Source organism: Variovorax sp. J31P179 (assembly GCF_030316985.1).
GTDB lineage: Bacteria > Pseudomonadota > Gammaproteobacteria > Burkholderiales > Burkholderiaceae_C > Variovorax > Variovorax ginsengisoli_B.
On sequence record NZ_JASZYL010000024.1, the window covers coordinates 25,913 to 43,226 of the forward strand.

Here is a 17,314-nt window from a genome sequence, read left to right on the forward strand (position 1 = left end):
GTCTCCGGTTGGGCGGGAAGGTCCGCAGGGCAGCTTCGGCTGCGAAGATCCGATTAAATCATGGGTACATTCAGGTTGTCAACAATCCGCATGTAGAGTAAAATTCATGCGTCCGACACATTGCGGACTGCTTTTTTCAGGAACTCAACATGGCGACACAGACGATTCGATCCGAGATCACAGGCACGGTATGGAAGATCGTGGTGGGGGAAGGCGATGCGCTGCAGGCCGACGACACGATCATGATCCTGGAATCCATGAAGATGGAGATTCCGGTGCTCGCCCCTGATAACGGGCGAGTGCTCAAACTCCTGATCGCCGAGGGCGCTGCCGTACGCGAGGGCCAGGAAGTCGCGATCTTCGAAGAGGAATGAGCGCCGTGAAAAACTCGGGCGCGGCCTCGATGCTGGAAACCGGCGCGGACGCCGAAATGCCGATCTTGCGTGCCGCCCGGCCTCTGATGACGCTGACCGAGCAGATTGCAGAGCGCATATTTGCGGCCATTACGAACGGCGATTACGTGCCGGGCGAGCGCATTCGGGAAGAAATGCTTGCCGAGCAGTTCGAAGTGAGCCGCGGCCCGGTGCGCGAAGCGCTGCGCATGCTCGAGAAGGACTCGGTCGTGCGCATCCTGCCCAACCGCGGCGCCCATGTGACGCGGCTCTCCGTCAAGGAGGTTGGCGACATCTTCGAGATCCGCCGCGACCTGGTCGGCGCGATGGTGCGACGGATGGGAGATCGCAACGGCACCCTGATTGCTGGGATCGAGCCCGAAGTGCGTGAACTGGAAGCCCTGGCGAAGGAGCCGGGGGCCGGCGACGCCTATCTCGAGGCCAGCATCCGATTGGGTCGCCTGCTCGCTGACGGATCGGGCAACGAACGGCTCGCCGAGATCCTCAGTTCATTGGTACGACAGACGCGGCGCTACTCGATGCTCGGGCTGGCGACTGCCGCCAGGCGCACGGAATCGGCGCGCATCTGGCGGGCAGCACTGGAATGCCTGAAGGCCGGCGACGCGAACGGCGCGGCCGCCGCGGTTGAAAGCCTCATCGACACCTCGCGGCGAGAAGCCATCACGCAGCTAGAGGCGCAAGGCAGAGCGGACGACGACGTGCCGCTGGGACGTTGACCTCCGAATGTGAATGCGATCGGGGCCGGAGCTTGCTCGGCAAACGGCTATTGTGCCGACGCTTCCGTCAAACACTGGACGAACTCGACTGCGTAGCTGGTGGGTTCCGGCTCGACGAGCGTCATCGCCGATATGGGCATCACCAGGCCTCCCATATCGATGTCGAGCACATGCACGAGCCCACGCGATTCGGCACTTCGGGCAAGCCGCCTTGATGACAGCGCGACCGCTCCATGGTCGCAGACCATGCCCAGCAGCGAATCGAATGACACCGTCTCGATCAGCCTCGACGGGACGAGCACCTTTTGCTTGCGGAATACGGCGTCGATCATCGCCCGCACGCGCGCGACGCGCGGCGGCAGCACCCACATCGTGTCGGCTAGATCGTCCAGCGTGAGCCTGGCCGTGCGAGCCAGCGGATGGTCGGGTGCCGCCACCCACACCATGGGGTCGACGTAGAGTGGCACCACATGCAAGTCAGCGGCGGCGCTTCGCTCCGGTGCAACGCCCATCACGACGTCGAGCTTTCCCGCGCGCAGCAGGGGCAGTAACAGGTCGGGGGAGCCCTCCTGCACGGTGAGATCAACAGCTGCTGCCGGCGTTCGCTGTCGTTGCAGGCGCTCGAAGGCCATGGGTATCACCGGCGTGGTGCCATGCATCGCGCCTACTGCCACGTGCCAAACGTCCGGCTGACCGATCGAGTCCAGCGCCAGGGCGGCGCGATTCAGGTCTTCATGGACGAACTGCGCATGGCGGATCAGACAGACGCCCTCGGGCGTCGGCACCAGCCCCTGGGGCGTCCGCGTGAAAAGTGTCATCCCGATCCCGCGCTCGAGTTCCGCCAGGGCCTTCGACACGGCAGGCTGCGTGAGGTGCATGGCCGCGGCGACCCTACCCACGTGCCGATGATGGTCGAGTGCGACCAGCAGGCGCAGCTGGCGCAACCTGAGACGTCGTTGCAGAAAAGTCTGCACGCTGACGGGGGTGGGCGCTCGCGGACGTGGGGTCGTCATAACCAAAGAGTAATGTGTGCGGCCGTGGCTTTCATTGGTGTTTTCGAGCGGCCTTGATCAGACTTCGATCAGCGCATCACCCAATGACACCCATCGGAGACAACCAATGAATGCTATCCATGAAAGCAACCTGGCCGTCCGCAAACTCACCCCGACCATCGGAGCCGAAGTTTTCGGCGTCGACCTGAGCAAGCCCGTGGCTCCCGGGGATTTGGCTCGCATCAAGCAAGCCCTGTGGGAAAACCAGGTGATCTTTTTCCGCGACCAGCAGCTGTCGCCGCAACAGCACATGAGTCTGGGCAAGCAGTTCGGCTCGCTCCACGTGCACCCGGTCAAGCGCAGTCGCCATCCGGAGCATCCGGAACTGCTGGTGGTTCATGCGGACGCCAACTCCACCCGCGCGACCGGCGAGAGCTGGCACACCGACGTGAGTTGCGACCAGGCGCCGCCCATGGCCAGCATGCTCCACCTGACGGAGGTCCCTCCGGTGGGCGGCGACACGTTGTGGGCAAGCATGTACGCCGCCTACGACGCCCTGTCGGCAAGCATGAAGGCGTTCCTGGAAGGCCTGACAGCGATCCACGATGGCGCGAAGCCCTGGTTGAACGGGCTCGGCGTCAAACCGGTGGATATTGCCTATTCACGCACCGAGCATCCGGTGGTGACCGTGCATCCCGAAACCGGCAGGAAGATCCTGTTCGTCAACAGCGGCTTCACTACGCACATTCCCCAGCTCAACCGGGGAGAGAGCGATGCTCTGCTTGGATTTCTCTATGACCACCTCGCGCATCCCTTGTTTCAGTGCCGTTTTCGCTGGGAGCAGAATTCGATCGCGTTCTGGGACAACCGCTGCACGCAGCACCACGCGTTGTGGGACTACTTCCCGGCATGCCGGCATGGAAACCGGGTGACCATCAACGGCCATGCCCCTACCGCGGCCGACCCGGCACGGATCGCCGCTCAGAGCCCGCTGGCCCAGGCGGCCTGAGCGCGGATCACACAAGAACGGAGACATCATGAAGCTCGGAAGACTCCTCGTGCTGGCAGCCCTGGCGAGCGCGGCGATCACAGCCCCATCGCGCGCTGAGGAGGCGTGGCCGTCTCGACCCATCCGCATGGTGATCGGCACAACCGCCGGGACCGGCGGCGACGTGCTGCTGCGCCTGATCGCCAACAGCATGTCGCAATCGCTGATGCAGCCAGTCATCGTGGAGAACAAGGTCGGCGCGAACGGCCTCGTGGCCACCGCCGATGTTGCGAAGTCCAAGCCGGACGGCTACTCGGTGTTGTTCGGCGGCGCCAGCGCGACGGTGATCAATCAGGCCCTGCAACCTTCGCTGGCCGTCAATGTGCTCGACAAGCTCAGCCCGGTCGCGCAGGTCGGCGCCGGCGGCGTCAATCTTGTAGTGGCGCCTGACTTTCCTGCCACCAACCTGCGCGACTTCATCGCGTATGCGCAGGCCCATCCCGGCCAGATCAACTACGCGACGTGGGGCGTCGGATCCAGTGGCCACCTTGTGATGGAGTGGCTGAAGAATCGGAACGGGATGGATCTTCCGCATGTGCCGTACAAGTCCATGCCCCAGATCTACCAGGATATGGCGGGCGGGCTCGTCAAGGTAGCGTTCGTCGATGCCGCCAGTTCGGTCCCATTGGTCAAGGCCGGGAAGATCAGGGCGTTGGGCAACTCCGGCACCGCGCGCGCGCCGGGACTGGCAGACGTGCCGACGTTCAAGGAGCAAGGCGTCGACTTCGCGGTCGATGGTTGGTATGGCGTTTTCGTTCCCAGGGGTACGCCGGACGCCGTGGTCAGTCGACTTCATCGCGAGATCATCAAGGTCTTGGCCGATCCGGAGATTCGGTCACGGATGCAGCAGCTCAACCTGTCGAGCCCGCCGCCCAAGAGTTCCGCCGAGTTCGAACAGATCGTGGCGGCTGATCTCAAGCTCTGGCAATCGATTGTGAGGACGAACGACATCAAAGTGGACTGAGCACTCCGATTGGCTGAAGGACCTTGCAGGCGGCCTGGACATCGAATCCCTTCCAAGAACATCTCTCGTCCTGAATGGGCGGACCTCAACACGACTCAAGACGACAGGAGGCAAACATGACAGTCCGTTTTACCCGCCGCCGCTGCGACAATCTCCTGGCAGTTGCTTTCGCGACGCTGGCCATGACTTCCTCCTTCGCGCAGGCCCCGTCCGACAAGCCGGTCCGCGTCATCGCGTTTGGGCCACCCGGCGGCTCTGTCGATTTCGTCTCGCGCCTTCTGGCGGAAGGCCTGCAGAAGGAGCTCAACCGCACCGTGATCGTGGAGGCGAAGCCAGGCGGCGGAGGCGCGCCATCCGTCAATGAACTGATGCAGTCCCCGCACGACGGCAACACGCTGCTCGTCTCGCTCGATGCCCTAGTCAGCGAGATACCTCATTCAGTCAAGCTGCGCTTCGACATGTCCAAGGAGGTCAAGCCGATCGCCGAACTGGCGCGTGGTGGGCTCGTGATGGTGGGGCATCCGTCCTTGCCGGTGAAGAGCCTCGCCGAGGTGGTCACCTATGTGAAGGCAAACCCGGGCAAGGTGAGCTACGCGTCCTACAGCGCCGGTACCGTGTCGCATGTGCTGGGACTGCAGCTCAATAAGACCGCGGGAATCGACATGGCGCACATCGGATACAAGGGCTCGCCCCCGGCGCTCGTCGACGTGGTGGGCGGGCACGTGCCACTCATGTTCGCCGGAATTCCGTCCGCCATGCCGCTGATCAAGGCCGGCAAGATCGTCCCCTACGCCGTCAGCCTGCCCCAGCGATCCCCAATGCTGCCCAATGTGCCGACGTTCGCCGAGCTCGGCTACCCGCAACTCGAGGCACTGGGCTGGATGGGCCTTTGGGTCACGCCCAGTGTTCCAGCCACGGTACAGAACCGGCTGCGCGAAGCCGCCCTGAAGGTCATGACTCAGCCGACGACACGCGAGCGCCTGAAAGAGTTCGGCCTCGACGCGGGCCAGCCGCGCACGCCTGACGAACTGAGCAAGTCGCTGCGCTCCGACTACGAGCGCGTCGGGGCCGTGCTGGCGTCGATCAATTTCAAACCCGAGTGAGCCGAATTGGTGGAAACAAGAATGCCGTCGAAGGAAACTAAATACCCCGAGCTCGCGATGCCCCACACGGTGGAGCGCAGCTCGGTGAGGGTCTGGAGCAACGGGGTTGCTCTGGACGCTGACATCTATCGCCCGAAGGACCTTGGCGAAGACCAGCGCGCTCCGGCTGTTGTGCTGTCTCACGGTTGGGGCGGAAGCAAATTGACCGGAGAACGTTATGCGGCCAAATTCGCGGCAGCCGGCATGGTGAGCTTGTGCTTTACCTACAGCGGATGGTCCTCGTCCGGGAGCAGTGTCCTGCTAGCGGGCGATCTGCCAGAACTGGATGAGAAGAACGAGGGCGTTGCCAAAGTCCGCGTGGTCCGCGAAGTGGTCGATCCTATCGAATGGCTACAGAACTATCGGTCTGCCGTCGACTACATCGAGGGCGAGCCCAACGTGGATCCAAACCGGATCGGGGCCTGGGGCACAAGCTTCGGCGGTGGCATCGCCGTGCACAATGCCGCGAACGATGACCGCATCAAGGTGCTTGCGGTTCAGGTCGCCTCGCTCGCACCGGTTCTTAAGGGCCCGTTGGCCGTGCATGCCAGGCAGCGCGCCATCGACATCGCAAGGGGGCATATCGCGCCGGTTCCTCAAGGGATCGATGCCTTTCCCGGGCTCGCGGGCACGCCGAACCTGGCGCGGTTTCTTCAATACAACGCAATCGACGAGGTGCGCAAGCTCAAGGTGCCCACGCTGATGCTGGACGCGGGAAGCGAGGAGCTGTTCGAGATCAAGGAGAACAGCGGCAGGGCCCATGAAATCCTGAAGTCGGAGGGCAGTGCGCCAGTCCAGTACAAAGTCATCGCCGGGATCGATCACTACGGCATCTATTTCGACGGGTTTGATGTAGGCAGTGATGCTGCGCTTGAGTGGTTTACAAAGTACTTGTGAACGCCCCAAGGCTTGAAGTTGATCGACTTTGGCACCGTGTTGACGGCCTCTTGGGTAGGCGCATCGACTTCAACATCTCCGAGGTGCGTGGCTGCCTGACCTCGATGCTCAACCTCCTTCGATCGCTCGCGCATCGCCGTTGCATCATGACCTTCAACGCGGCTTCGCGCAGTGGGTTCTGGGTTGCGGCCGGCACGTCAGGCGTGACCCACAGCCCCAGCCAAACCATCTCCTCGATCTCCCGTTAGCCCAACTCGGTGAACCGTCGGCACATTGGGCAGAAGCGTCAAACGCTGGGGCTGGCTGACCGCAAAAGGCACGACCTTGGCACCCTTGACCATCGGAATCGAGGTTGATCCCGTCGGCATCAGCGGCCGTGCCCCCGTCACCAGGCCCTCTTCTCGGTTGTCTCGAGAGCCCACGGGCAGGTACCGGGGCCGATACCTGCTTCTGGACGCGGAGACAGTCCCGCGACAAGGTGCCGCTTCCGAGCGGCGGCCTCATCATTCGGCGACGACTTTTGCCTCTGCGGCGACCTTCTTCCACATCGCCAGCTCCTTTCGAAGCGTGGACTGGAATTCTTCCGGACTGCCTCCGTCGAGCGTGAGTCCTCCCGCTTCCGACAACCGCTTCGCCACATCCTTCGATTTCAGCGTCGCTGCAAGCTCCTTGTTGAGCCGGTCGACCACCGCCTTGGGCATGTGGGCCGGCCCCATGACTCCGAACAGGACTCTGGCGTCGAAGGCGGGCAATCCCATCTCCCGGAATGTGGGCACGTCCGGTGCGAGTGGCGACCGCGCATCGCCCGTGATGGCCAAGGGCCGAATCTTTGGCGACTTGAGCTGAGGCAGTGCGTTGATGAGCGTGTCCATCATCAGGTCGACATCGCCCGCGAGCAGCGCCGTGATGGCCTGGCTGTTCCCGCGGTACGGAACGTGCGTCAGCTTCAGCCCTGCGGTCATGCTGAAGAGTTCGGTGGCCATGTGGGCAGCGCCGCCCTGACCGGACGATCCGAAGTTCAGTGTGCCGGGTTTGGCTCTTGCGTAGGCGATGAACTCACTTAGATTCTTGGCCTGGACCGATTGGTTGACAAGCAGGACGATTGGGGCGCGGCCGACAAGCGAGATTGGCGTCAGATCGGCGCTGACATCGAATGTGAGCCTTGGATACACAGCCGGATTGACAGCGATCGCACTCGACACGAACAACAGCGTGTAGCCATCGGCTTTGGATTTCGCTACGGCCTCCGCTGCAAGACTCCCTCCGGCCCCAGACTTGTTGTCGACGATGACCGGTTGCCCCAATCGATTCGCCAGGCCCTGCGCCACGACCCGAGCTAGCACATCGGTCGCACTCCCTGGTGCGAAGCCGACCGTCATCTTGACGGGCTGAGCGGGGTAGGGGCTCTGCGCCACGGCGTTAGCGCCGGCCAAGGCCATAGTAAATGCCGCCAGAAGCCGCATGTGCAACTTTGTCTCGCCAGTCGTACGCATGGATCTTTCCTTGAATTGAGAGTTTGCCTTGTCGAGCAGGGATTGTTTGCATTGCCGCCCCAACACTTTATTAGATCATGGGCACATTCAGCTTGTCAACAATCCTAATGTCGAGTACATTTTCAGCATCCGACTCGGTTCAGACTACTTTTATGGGGACATGCGATGGCGACACCGACGATTCGACCCGAAATGACCGCCTCCAAGGAGGCACTCCAATGAGCTCCCACAGAATCGCGGGGCACGCCTTGTCATGGGCGGCAGGGCAGTTTCGCGACCGGCCTGCGGTCGTGTTTCGCGACCGCAGCTACAGCTATACGCAGATCGAACGGCGCAGCAACCAGTTGGCCAACGCGCTCATCGGCCTGGGCCAGCTTCCGGGCGAACGGCTCGCGGTGCTGCTCAACAACTCGGTGGAGAGCATCGAGAGTCAGTTCGGCGCGGAGAAGGCTGCGCAGGGCTACGTCGCCCTGAACGCGCGGCACACCGTGCGCGAGCAGGCCGGGATCCTCAATGACGCTGAAGCCTCCGTGCTCATCGCCGGGCGCGAGTTTCGCGAGATGGCGCTTCAGGTGAAGGCGCTCGTGCCGTCGCTGCGCCATGTGATCGGTGTGGACTGGCATGACGCCGACGTCCTCGGCTACGAAACGCTGCTGCAGCGCGCCACAGATGGCTTTCCGGGCCTGAAGGTAGCGCCCGACCTGCTGCTGCGCATCGCCTACACCTCGGGCACTACCGGCCAGCCCAAGGGCGTGGCCTACAGCATCGAGCGCTGGGAAGCGCGTCTCGCGAACCATTTCGCGGCCATGGAATACGGACTTGGCATCGACGACGCGATGCTGCACGTGGGCCCGCTGACGCACGCCGCCGGCGTGCACCTGCTGCCGTGCTACCTGCGCGGCGCGCGCAACATCGTCGCCGACAAGTTCGATCCCGAACAGGTGCTGGCGCAGATCGCCCGGGACCGCATCAGCCAGCTGATGATGGTGCCCACCATGATGGGGCGCCTGCTCGAAACGCTGACTGCCAACCCAGCGGCCGATCTGACTGCCCTCCGGCGCGTGCACTACGGCACGGCACCGACGCCGACGTCGATGATCCACGAGGCGCTGGAACGGCTTGGCCCGATCCTGCGCCAGCAATACGGCATGACCGAGGCCGTGCAGCCGCTGTGCGTGCTGTACCCGCACGATCATCTGCAGGACGGCAAGCCTTCCGACCGCATCACCTCGTGCGGCCGTCCGACGATGGACGTCGAGATCACGGTGCGCGACGCCGACGGAAATCCCTTGGCTGCGGGCGAGATCGGGGAGATCGCGATCGCGCATCGCGGCATCGGCGAGGTGGCGTTCTGGCGCCGGCCCGACTTGGAGCGCGAAGCGATCCGAGACGGCTGGTACTACAGCGGCGACCTTGGGCGCTTCGACGACGAGGGCTTCCTCTTCATCGTCGGACGAAACAAGGACATGATGATCAGCGGCGGCTTCAACGTCTATGCCCGTGAGGTCGAGGATGCAGTTCAGGCGCATTCAGGCGTCGCCGAGGTGGCGGTGCTCGGCCTGCCCGATGCCGAATGGGGCGAGGTGATCGCGGCCTTCGTGGTTCGCCGAGCCGGACAAGCCGTCGACGCCGCTGCGCTATCGAAGCATTGCGCCGAGCTTATCGCCGGCTACAAGAAACCACGCGTGATCGAGTTCGTCGATGCGCTGCCGCGCAACCACGCCGGCAAGGTGACCAAGAACGATCTTCGCGACGCCTACCTGGCGCGCCACAACCACGGAGCGACTTCCAAATGAACACGACGACCGAGACATCCAGGCCCGCAACGGGCGAATGGGCCGAAGACCTCGACGAGTTGGCCCAGCGCCGCGCGATTGCGCGCGAACTCGGGGGCGAAGAGCAGGTTGCGCGCCACCACGCGGCGGGCAAACTCACGGCTCGCGAGCGCATCCATCACCTGCTCGATGCCGGCAGCTTCAAGGAGATCGGCGCGCTCGCCGGTTCGGTCAAGTACGGTACGGACCGCAAGCGGGAGAGCTTCACGCCCAGCAATGCCGTTGTCGGCGTCGGCAAGATCGCCGAGAGGCGGACGGTTGTCTCGTCCGACGACTTCACGATCCGCGCCGGCTCTTCGGAAGGGTCGGTCTCGGAAAAGTGGATCTTCGCCGACCGCTACGCATGGGAATACAAGCTGCCGATCGTGCGCATGGTCGACAGCGCCGGTGGCAGCGTGAAGCTGCTGGATAAACTCGGCCACACCAAGATCCCGGGCTACGCGATGCTGCCGATGACGCAACTGCTCGGCGCGGTACCCGTCGTCGGGATTGCGCTCGGCGCCTGCGCTGGTTTAGGCGCGCTGCGTGTCGGCGCTTCGCACTTTGCCATCATGATTCGCGCCAAGAGTCAGATCTTTGCGGGCGGCCCGCCCGTCGTCAAGCAGGCACTCGGCCTCGACATCGATAAGGAATCGCTCGGCGGTTACGACGCGATGCACCGTCAAAGCGGCACGGTGCAGTTGGCCGTCGATAGTGAGGAAGAGGCCCTGCAGGCCACGCGACGCTTTCTTTCCTATCTGCCGAGCAACGTTTGGGAACAGCCGCCGCGCCTGGCCTGCGACGATCCGGCCGATCGCTGCGACCCGTGGCTCAACCAGGCGATCCCTGCCGACAAGCGCAAGATCTTCCAGCCGCGCAAGATCCTGAAGGCGATCTTCGACCAGGGCTCGGTGTTCGAGCTGTCGCCCGACTTCGGCGGCTCGACCATCACCTGCCTGGCCAGGCTGAACGGCCATGCAGTGGGCGTGATGACGAACAACCCGGTGGTGATGGGCGGTGCGCTGACGCGCGCCGCAGCGCTGAAAATGGCGCGCTTCGTCGATCTGTGCGACACCTTCCACCTGCCCATCGTCAATCTGGCCGATCAGCCGGGCGTGATGACCGGCCCCGATGCGGAGCGTGAAGGCACGCTCGCGGCCGCGATGCAGACCCTGCATGCCATTGAGCAGTCGGGTGTTCCGTGGCTGGCAATCGTGCTGAGGCGCTGCGTGGGGCTCGCCGGCGCCATGTTGAGCCCGTGGCACGGACCCTCGGGGACCGCGCTGCCGAACCGCTACGCCTGGCCTTCAGCCCGCTGGGGATCGATTCCGGTCGAGGGTGGTGTCGCTGCAGCGTACAAGAAGGACATCGCCGCCGCCGAAGACCCGGTCGCACATCGGTTGGAACTCGAAGCGCACTATCACGCGATTTCGTCGCCTATGCGCACGGCTGAACGATTCGGCGTGCTTGACATCATCGAGCCGGCGACCACGCGTCCGCTGTTGTGTTCCTGGGTTGAAGACGCGTACGGGGCAACGAGCCGCCGGCTCGGCCCTGTCGGCCGGACGATGCGCTGAACGGAAAACATGCCGACGACCCAATGGGACAAAACGGAATCGACGCCCGACAGCGTTCAGATCCTGCTGAAATCGAGCGGGGTTCCGATCAACCGCTAGTCGTTCGAAGCGGTCGAACTGACAAGGGACTTGGCGGGCCGCTGGAACGCCGTGCGCAAGGTCCGGCGATCGGCGTCGACGGCCGGCGACAAGCCGCTGTCGCAGCCACCATTCGGGCACCGGGCGCCGAGATCTAAGCGACCGACGTGTTCGTTCTCGCCCTGAAGGACAAGGCGGAACTAGACTACCTGAACCTCCAACCGACCAGCGTCGTGCTTCACGACGAGGCGGTCGACCGCGTGCGCGCCGCCGCCGGAACAATCATTTCGGATTCTTCGGAGTTCAAGCGCCTGCTTAAGGATGTGGGTGGCACGATCGTGGCCCCTGGCGCGACCCGCGCCGCGGCGACGGATTCAAGCGCGCACGCGTGGGAATGCCGGCGCCCCGCAGTCGCGTCCCGGCTGTTACATTGCCTTTCATCCTCGGAGGTCCGAGGGCAATGGAGCCCCGCCGTGACACAAGACTTATCCATGCGACATGCCATCGAACAGCTCGTGGGAATCGTGGAAGCCATCGTCGCCGATGGCGATCTCGACGACCTGGAGATCGAGTTTCTCAAGGTATGGCTCGCCGAACACAGCGACGTGGCGCGCGTTTGGCCCGGCCATGCGATCAGCGGCGCTATCGAGACCGTATTGGCGGATGGCCATGTGAGTGAGGACGAGCGCGCCTACCTGACGAGCACGCTCACCCAGCTGGCTGCGGGGGACTTCGTGTTCGATGATTCGGGCGGCGCGGCCGGCGCCGCGCTGCCATTGGACGAGGCGACCGAGATAACGCTGCGCGACGCGCTGGTGTGTCTGGCGGGCGAGTTCCTCCATGGGACGAAGGCAGCTTGCGAGCGGCTTCTGGAACGCGCGGGCGGTTGGCCGACCGCGGTCGTCAGCCAGAACGTCCGATACCTCGTGATCGGGTCCAAGGTGTCGTCCAACTGGGCGCAGACTCCCCTTGGACACACAATCAAGGAGGCGGTGGCTCTGCAGCAGGCAGGCCACGCGATCGCGATCGTCTCGGAGCGGCGATGGCTCGAAGGCCTCACAGGAAGCGCGACGACCTGAGCGGCGGCACCTCGCCCGGCTTTCCGGGTGGGGGCTAGTCGAGCTTGATGCTTGAGCTGCGCGCAAGCTGCGACCAAACGGCCAAGTCACCAGCGTCAAGCAACTCGTCCAACGCATCGATCAGTTCGTGACCCACCACAACGCCAACTCCCAGCCCACCGCTGAATCGATCCTTGAAAAGCTTCATCGTTTGCTCACGTATCAGCGGGACAGAACACTAGGTTGACGCCTGATGTCGTCACACAACGACGTCAGTCCATAGACGGCGCCATGACACGGGCGCAACGTCCACGATGTCAAAGTTCGACGAATTTCCACAACGGGAAGAGTCTTAGAGACGCCCAGATCAGCGACATCACCAAGGTCGACAGCCCCGACACCTTCGAGCGGTGCGGCCAGCAGGGAAGCGCTTGCGAGAGCGCCGAGCAGCACCCAGGCCCGTATATGCGAGAGTGCCTTGAAGAAGATGCCTGAGCATCCCCTTGAACGGACCGTGAATCCCGCGCTCGCCAAACATGTGTTCCTGGCCCCCAAGAGTGACGCTGACGAGGGCACGCTTACCGCTCAGCCCGCCGTGGTCATAGAAGCGCTTTCCGCCGTAGACGGTCCCGGAGACCAGCACCCGATCGATCCACCCCTTGAGAATGGCGGGCGTCGAGAACCAGAACAATAGAAAGTTCAGAATCAGGAGGTCACACCATAGGAGCTTTTCGAGCTCGGCCTGGATGTCGCGCGCGATCGTGCCTGTTTGCAATCCGTGCCTTTGCTCCAGCGCGTAGGTGCAGTAGTCAGGATCGGCTCGCAACCCGAAGTCCTCGGCAGACGCAACTGGATTGAACTTCATCGCGTACAGATCCGAGATCTGCACTTGCTGCGCTGAAGGACTGGCTCGGGATGGGCATGAATGATGAGAACCTTCATGTCTACCCCGTGATGTCCTTGCCGAAGATGGCGCGCGCGATCACCAGCTTCTGTATTTCGTTGGTGCCTTCATAGATCTCGGCGATCTTGCAGTCGCGGTAGATCTCTTCCACCCGGTAGTGCGAACCGTCGGCCGCCAGTTCCGACATGAACCCGTATCCGCCAAAGATCTGAACCCCATCGCGTGCGAACTCCGCGGCAAGGTTGGTCGCGTACCACTTCGCCATGGCCGCCTCTGGCTCCGGGAAGGCCTCGCCCGCATCCATGCGCAGCGCAGCCTTCATGTAGAGGTTGCGCGCATTCTCGATCTCGGTGGCGCGCTCTGCGAGCTTGAACTGCCAGTGCTGGAACTGCGCGATCGCCTTGCCGAATGCCTGCCGCGTCTTCAGCCGCTCGACGCTGTGATCGAAGGTCGCCTGAGCCATGCCGACGCCGCTGGCCGCGATGCCGATGCGGCCGTAGGTCAATGTCTGCAGTGCGATCTTCAAGCCGCCACCCACCGCGCCAACGACGTTCTCGGCGGGAACCTGCACGTTGTCGAAATAGATGTCCGCCGTGAGCTGGCCGTGGTTGCCCATCTTCCGGTCCGGTGCGCCGACGCGCACGCCCGGCGCATCAAGATCGATGACGATCTCCGTCATGCGCCCTTCCTCCGCGCACAGCAGAACGACGAAATCGGCCACGGGCGCGTTCGTGATGAATCGCTTGCGACCGCTGACCACATAGCCCGCGCCTTCGCGGTTCGCAAAAGTCTGCATCGTCTTGATGCTCAGGTCCGTGCTCGCGTCGGGTTCGGTGGTCGCGAAGCTGCCGATCTTCTCTCCGGCCAGGAGCGGTGCGAGGTAGCGCCGCTGCAACTCGGGCGAAGCATGCTCCAGCGCGTGGCCGGCCAGGATGCAATGCACATCCACGACGGCAGCGACGGAGTTCGAGTGGTAGGCCAGTTCCTCGATCAGCGCGGCGGTCGCGCACGCGGGGTACTTCAATCCACGGCCCCCCACATCGGCCGCGAAGGGAATGCGGAACAGACCCGCCTCGGCCATCTTGCGAAAGAGCTCGCGAGGGAAGTTTTCGACCGACTCTTCGCGGTGCCCGATCTCCCACGCCACGGGCGCGACGTGCTCGTCGGCGAAGCGGCGGACCTCTTCGCGAACCGCCTTCGTTTCGTCTGGCGTGAGCAAGTCGTGGTAGAGCCTCGGCTGGTGGCGCTCGGGCGCCTGAGGGCTCGTTGCAATGGTGTTGTCTCTGGCGTTCATGTCTCGTATTTCCTTTGGCTGGTGGAGCGTGCTTGCCCCGTTGATGCGAGTCCCAGTCTAGGTTTCGGGGCATTCGGGGTACATTGGCGAAACTGACGCTTTCTGTGCGAAATACGACAGACCATGCCCCGCGCCGCAATCCTTAGCTTCGATGGCTGCTACGCCTCCAGCCTGGGCGGCTTCGCCGACATCCTGCAAGTGGCGAACTCGCATCTGCGCAGACAACAGGGTGCCTCTGCCGCGCTGTTCGAATGGCGTTTCGTGTCGCTCACAGGCGAGCCCATCGAGGCGAGCAACGGCCTGCGACTGCAGACCCACAAGATCGGCGTGCGCGAACACTACGACCTCGTTTTCATCCCGAGCCTGCACTACGCGGGCCACCGGAAGTTCGATCTATTGTTGAAGGGCCAGCCCGCCACCTGTGCATGGCTCATATCGCAGTGGCGTCGCGGCGCTTGGCTGGCGGCGAACTGCACCGGCACGTTCATCCTCGCTCAGACCGGTCTCCTGGACGGCCGCATCGCCACCACGACCTGGTGGCTCGAGCGGCAATTCCGTACGCGCTTCCCGCGCGTTGAGTTGCAGATGCAGCCGGTGCTCACGGAAGTCGACCGCTTGCTCTGCGCGGGCGCCTCGGCCTCCTATCTTTTGCAGGCGATTCGTGTCGTCGAACGATTCTGCGGACCGCCGATTGCGTCGCAATGCGCCAAGAGCATGCTAATCGATGTGAGCCAGACGACCCAGACTCCGTACCTACCGTTGCTGGCGGCCATCGCCCACACCGACGGAGTGGTTCACCGGGCACAGCACTGGTTGCAAAAGAACATGTCCGGTTCCGTCCGCATGTCCGACCTCGCTGCCGAGTTGGCCGTGAGCGAAAGGACGTTGATCCGGCGGTTCAACGCAGTGCTCGATCAATCGCCCCTAACCTATCTGCAGCACCTGCGGATCGAGTCGGCCCGCGCGCTCCTGGAAGCTAGCGATCTCGGGGTCGACCAGATTGCCGTGCAGGTGGGTTACAACGACGCCAGTTCGTTTTCGCGGCTGTTTCGAGAGCGCATGGGCCTCAGTCCCGGCGCGTACCGGAGCCGCTATCAGTCCATTGGCGTTGAAGCCCACGGACCCTCTGCATGTTGAGGTCAGCTGGAGCAGAAGCTGAGCGGCTTTCGCCAAACGCTCCATGTACCATCCGGCGCCGTTTGGAGTTGCCGATGAACTTGTTCGAGTGCTAGAGGCGGTAACTTGCGGACGACCGCTCCTGGCAGTTCCAGTTCGAGGCCAAGCTCGAACGCTGTGGCTGCTGTCGTTCGAGTTTGGCTGCCGGGTGACGGCCATTGCCGAGACCCGACCTTGGCCCTTTCCCTGGCGAACGGCCGGTCTACTTTGGAACTTGACCTCGCCGCGGTCGGAGCGTGGGCGGAAGTGGGCTATCAGGGCGAAATCGCGCGTGAGCGGCTGCTTCCGAATGTCGCGAAATGGCGTTCAGGGCCCACCCCGGACATTGAGCGACCGCGATTCGACGCCGAAAAGCGGTCAGTCGCAGCCGAGGACGAACTATCTACGCGCTACGAGTATCTGGGCCGATACCGATGCCCTCGGCAACCGGAGTCTGATTGTCGATGCCGACGTCAGCTACGAAGTGAGCTTGCTTGTGCAGGCATTTCATGTTTGAGTCCTTTCTCATTCGTCCTCGATTAAATGATTAAATCGCCCAGGTCTTCGGGTGCATCTCGCCCTCGCAGGTCGCCACCTCTCAGCAAACGAACAACGCTCCGAGGACTGGGGCGCGCTGCGCGCACCTTCCCTTCAACCCCTTTCGCCCCGCGCATCTGCCTCTTTCGAGGATCGTGGAGAAGGGTCTATTGACTTGACCTACTTCTTCTCGAACGGATAGATGACTTTCCAGTCGTTCTTCATATCGACGACGGTCCATCCGTGCGCCTTGGCTTCTTCCAGGCCCTTCTCAAGTCGGCCGAGCGGCGAAATGTCGTAGGCCCATTCACGCGCCGCGTCGGTATGACGAACAAAGAGGCAGAAACGCGTGCCCGCGCCGGCACACGACCATTGCAACATCTGCAAGTCACCATCGGAGTTCCCGAACGCTGCGATCGGCCGTCGGCCTATGTTCCGCTGTATCGCGACCGGTTTGAATACGTTATCGTCAAAGAAATCCAGGGCGGCTTGCCTGATAAGCACGGGCTTGCCGTCGCGCATCTCGAATTTCACCTCGCCCACACTGCCGATGACCTGTTCGGGAGGAATGCCGTACACGCGTTCCGCGAACGCGCGCATGAAGTCGGCTCCGCCGCCTGACGTGATGTATGTCTTAAAACCGTTGGCACGAAGATACTCCAACACCTCAAGCATCGGCTGGTAAGCCATCTCGGTATAGAGCCGCCCCGTCTTCGGGTGCCTTGCTGTCGCCGCCCATTTCTTTACGATTTGGTCGAACTCGTCCGGCGTGATGTTGGTGTTGCCGGCGCCAACGATCTCGACAAGCGACTTGGTGCCGCCCGCGAACGCGGTCTTAAGATCCCCCGCGAGGACCGACTTGAATGGCTCTACTTCCTTCCACTCGGGGTGCTCCGGAGCAAGTTCCTTGATGCGATCGATCCCGAAAAGCAGTTGGAAATACAAGGGCTGCTCGGCCCAGAGCGTGCCGTCATTGTCGAATGTGGCGATGCGTTCGGCGGGTGGGACAAACTGCGGGGAGCCTTCCCTGGTGACCGTTGACACGAAAGTCAGGATGGACTGCTTCGACTTGCCGTCGTTCCACGACGGCAGCGGGTCGGCCGACTGGGCTACGGCCGCTGTGACAGCCAGCGCGCAAGAGAGCGCACCGGCAATGATGGAATGGGTGTGTCTGATCTTCACAGCGTCCCTTTCGAACGACTAACCGATGCCAAGGATGAAGCCGCCCGCGC

Annotated in this window: 15 protein-coding genes and 1 pseudogene; 11 read left to right on the forward strand and 5 right to left on the reverse strand. The window is 63.1% G+C overall.

Annotated elements, in window-relative coordinates:
- The first annotated feature begins 149 nt into the window (after positions 1 to 149).
- The gene (locus tag QTI17_RS33170) at positions 150 to 374 is read left to right on the forward strand and encodes a biotin/lipoyl-binding carrier protein (RefSeq protein WP_286538300.1); all 225 of its coding nucleotides are present in this window, start codon (positions 150 to 152) and stop codon (positions 372 to 374) included.
- 5 nt (positions 375 to 379) lie between these two features.
- On the forward strand, positions 380 to 1,129 hold the full coding sequence (locus QTI17_RS33175) for a GntR family transcriptional regulator (protein ID WP_286538301.1): 750 nt from the start codon (positions 380 to 382) through the stop codon (positions 1,127 to 1,129).
- Positions 1,130 to 1,176: 47 nt separating this feature from the next.
- On the opposite strand, the gene QTI17_RS33180 is transcribed toward QTI17_RS33175, so the two are convergent.
- A complete protein-coding gene (locus QTI17_RS33180; RefSeq protein WP_286538302.1) occupies positions 1,177 to 2,103 on the reverse strand; it encodes a LysR family transcriptional regulator in 927 nt (308 codons plus the stop codon).
- A 145-nt stretch (positions 2,104 to 2,248) separates the two neighbouring features.
- Between QTI17_RS33180 and QTI17_RS33185 the strand changes: the two genes are divergently transcribed.
- The 4 genes from QTI17_RS33185 (at position 2,249) to QTI17_RS33200 (ending at position 6,172) form a co-directional block, all read left to right on the forward strand.
- Positions 2,249 to 3,130 (forward strand): TauD/TfdA dioxygenase family protein, encoded by an 882-nt coding sequence (locus QTI17_RS33185; protein ID WP_286538303.1) that lies wholly within the window; start codon positions 2,249 to 2,251, stop codon positions 3,128 to 3,130.
- A gap of 28 nt (positions 3,131 to 3,158) precedes the next feature.
- Positions 3,159 to 4,133: a Bug family tripartite tricarboxylate transporter substrate binding protein gene (locus QTI17_RS33190; RefSeq protein WP_286538304.1), complete on the forward strand. Its 975-nt coding sequence runs from the start codon at positions 3,159 to 3,161 to the stop codon at positions 4,131 to 4,133.
- Positions 4,134 to 4,249: 116 nt separating this feature from the next.
- Positions 4,250 to 5,236, forward strand: coding sequence for a Bug family tripartite tricarboxylate transporter substrate binding protein (locus QTI17_RS33195; protein WP_286538306.1), 987 nt, complete (start codon positions 4,250 to 4,252; stop codon positions 5,234 to 5,236).
- A 21-nt stretch (positions 5,237 to 5,257) separates the two neighbouring features.
- A complete protein-coding gene (locus QTI17_RS33200) occupies positions 5,258 to 6,172 on the forward strand; it encodes an alpha/beta hydrolase (protein ID WP_286538308.1) in 915 nt (304 codons plus the stop codon).
- A gap of 503 nt (positions 6,173 to 6,675) precedes the next feature.
- Here QTI17_RS33200 and QTI17_RS33205 read toward each other — a convergent pair.
- Positions 6,676 to 7,665 carry a Bug family tripartite tricarboxylate transporter substrate binding protein gene (locus QTI17_RS33205; RefSeq protein WP_286538309.1) on the reverse strand — a complete coding sequence of 330 codons (990 nt, stop codon included), beginning with the start codon at positions 7,663 to 7,665 and terminating at the stop codon, positions 6,676 to 6,678.
- Between the two features lie 77 nt (positions 7,666 to 7,742).
- On the opposite strand from QTI17_RS33205, the gene QTI17_RS33210 reads away from it, so the two are divergent.
- From QTI17_RS33210 to QTI17_RS33225, 4 genes and pseudogenes are all read left to right on the forward strand, one after another.
- A complete protein-coding gene (locus QTI17_RS33210; protein WP_286538310.1) occupies positions 7,743 to 9,461 on the forward strand; it encodes a class I adenylate-forming enzyme family protein in 1,719 nt (572 codons plus the stop codon).
- The gene (locus QTI17_RS33215) at positions 9,458 to 11,056 is read left to right on the forward strand and encodes an acyl-CoA carboxylase subunit beta (protein WP_286538311.1); all 1,599 of its coding nucleotides are present in this window, start codon (positions 9,458 to 9,460) and stop codon (positions 11,054 to 11,056) included. Before QTI17_RS33210 ends, QTI17_RS33215 begins: the two co-directional genes overlap by 4 nt.
- A gap of 245 nt (positions 11,057 to 11,301) precedes the next feature.
- On the forward strand, positions 11,302 to 12,213 hold the full coding sequence (locus QTI17_RS33220; RefSeq protein ID WP_286538312.1) for a BRCT domain-containing protein: 912 nt from the start codon (positions 11,302 to 11,304) through the stop codon (positions 12,211 to 12,213).
- A 79-nt stretch (positions 12,214 to 12,292) separates the two neighbouring features.
- A pseudogene (locus QTI17_RS33225) lies at positions 12,293 to 12,434 on the forward strand (IS630 family transposase); the annotation flags it as partial.
- A 134-nt stretch (positions 12,435 to 12,568) separates the two neighbouring features.
- Here QTI17_RS33225 and QTI17_RS33230 read toward each other — a convergent pair.
- Both QTI17_RS33230 and QTI17_RS33235 read right to left on the reverse strand, forming a co-directional pair.
- Positions 12,569 to 13,057: an NAD(P)H-dependent oxidoreductase gene (locus tag QTI17_RS33230; protein ID WP_286538313.1), complete on the reverse strand. Its 489-nt coding sequence runs from the start codon at positions 13,055 to 13,057 to the stop codon at positions 12,569 to 12,571.
- A gap of 79 nt (positions 13,058 to 13,136) precedes the next feature.
- Positions 13,137 to 14,390, reverse strand: a complete 1,254-nt coding sequence (locus tag QTI17_RS33235; protein ID WP_286538314.1) for an acyl-CoA dehydrogenase family protein — start codon at positions 14,388 to 14,390, stop codon at positions 13,137 to 13,139.
- A 123-nt stretch (positions 14,391 to 14,513) separates the two neighbouring features.
- Between QTI17_RS33235 and QTI17_RS33240 the strand changes: the two genes are divergently transcribed.
- Entirely contained in the window at positions 14,514 to 15,527 is a 1,014-nt protein-coding gene (locus QTI17_RS33240; protein WP_286538315.1) for a GlxA family transcriptional regulator, read from the forward strand.
- Positions 15,528 to 16,262: 735 nt separating this feature from the next.
- On the opposite strand, the gene QTI17_RS33245 is transcribed toward QTI17_RS33240, so the two are convergent.
- Positions 16,263 to 17,264, reverse strand: coding sequence for an HAD family hydrolase (locus QTI17_RS33245; protein ID WP_286538318.1), 1,002 nt, complete (start codon positions 17,262 to 17,264; stop codon positions 16,263 to 16,265).
- Positions 17,265 to 17,314: the final 50 nt, after the last annotated feature.

Excerpts from the sequence above, each read along its gene's own strand:
- QTI17_RS33185 (WP_286538303.1), top strand. The coding sequence starts at position 2,249 with ATGAATGCTATCCATGAAAGCAACCTGGCCGTCCGCAAACTCACCCCG.
- QTI17_RS33240 (WP_286538315.1), top strand. The coding sequence starts at position 14,514 with ATGCCCCGCGCCGCAATCCTTAGCTTCGATGGCTGCTACGCCTCCAGC.
- QTI17_RS33230 (WP_286538313.1), bottom strand. The coding sequence starts at position 13,057 with ATGAAGTTCAATCCAGTTGCGTCTGCCGAGGACTTCGGGTTGCGAGCC.
- QTI17_RS33235 (WP_286538314.1), bottom strand. The coding sequence starts at position 14,390 with ATGAACGCCAGAGACAACACCATTGCAACGAGCCCTCAGGCGCCCGAG.
- QTI17_RS33170 (WP_286538300.1), top strand. The coding sequence starts at position 150 with ATGGCGACACAGACGATTCGATCCGAGATCACAGGCACGGTATGGAAG.
- QTI17_RS33210 (WP_286538310.1), top strand. The coding sequence starts at position 7,743 with ATGGGCACATTCAGCTTGTCAACAATCCTAATGTCGAGTACATTTTCA.
- QTI17_RS33205 (WP_286538309.1), bottom strand. The coding sequence starts at position 7,665 with ATGCGTACGACTGGCGAGACAAAGTTGCACATGCGGCTTCTGGCGGCA.
- QTI17_RS33195 (WP_286538306.1), top strand. The coding sequence starts at position 4,250 with ATGACAGTCCGTTTTACCCGCCGCCGCTGCGACAATCTCCTGGCAGTT.
- QTI17_RS33200 (WP_286538308.1), top strand. The coding sequence starts at position 5,258 with ATGCCGTCGAAGGAAACTAAATACCCCGAGCTCGCGATGCCCCACACG.
- QTI17_RS33190 (WP_286538304.1), top strand. The coding sequence starts at position 3,159 with ATGAAGCTCGGAAGACTCCTCGTGCTGGCAGCCCTGGCGAGCGCGGCG.
- QTI17_RS33215 (WP_286538311.1), top strand. The coding sequence starts at position 9,458 with ATGAACACGACGACCGAGACATCCAGGCCCGCAACGGGCGAATGGGCC.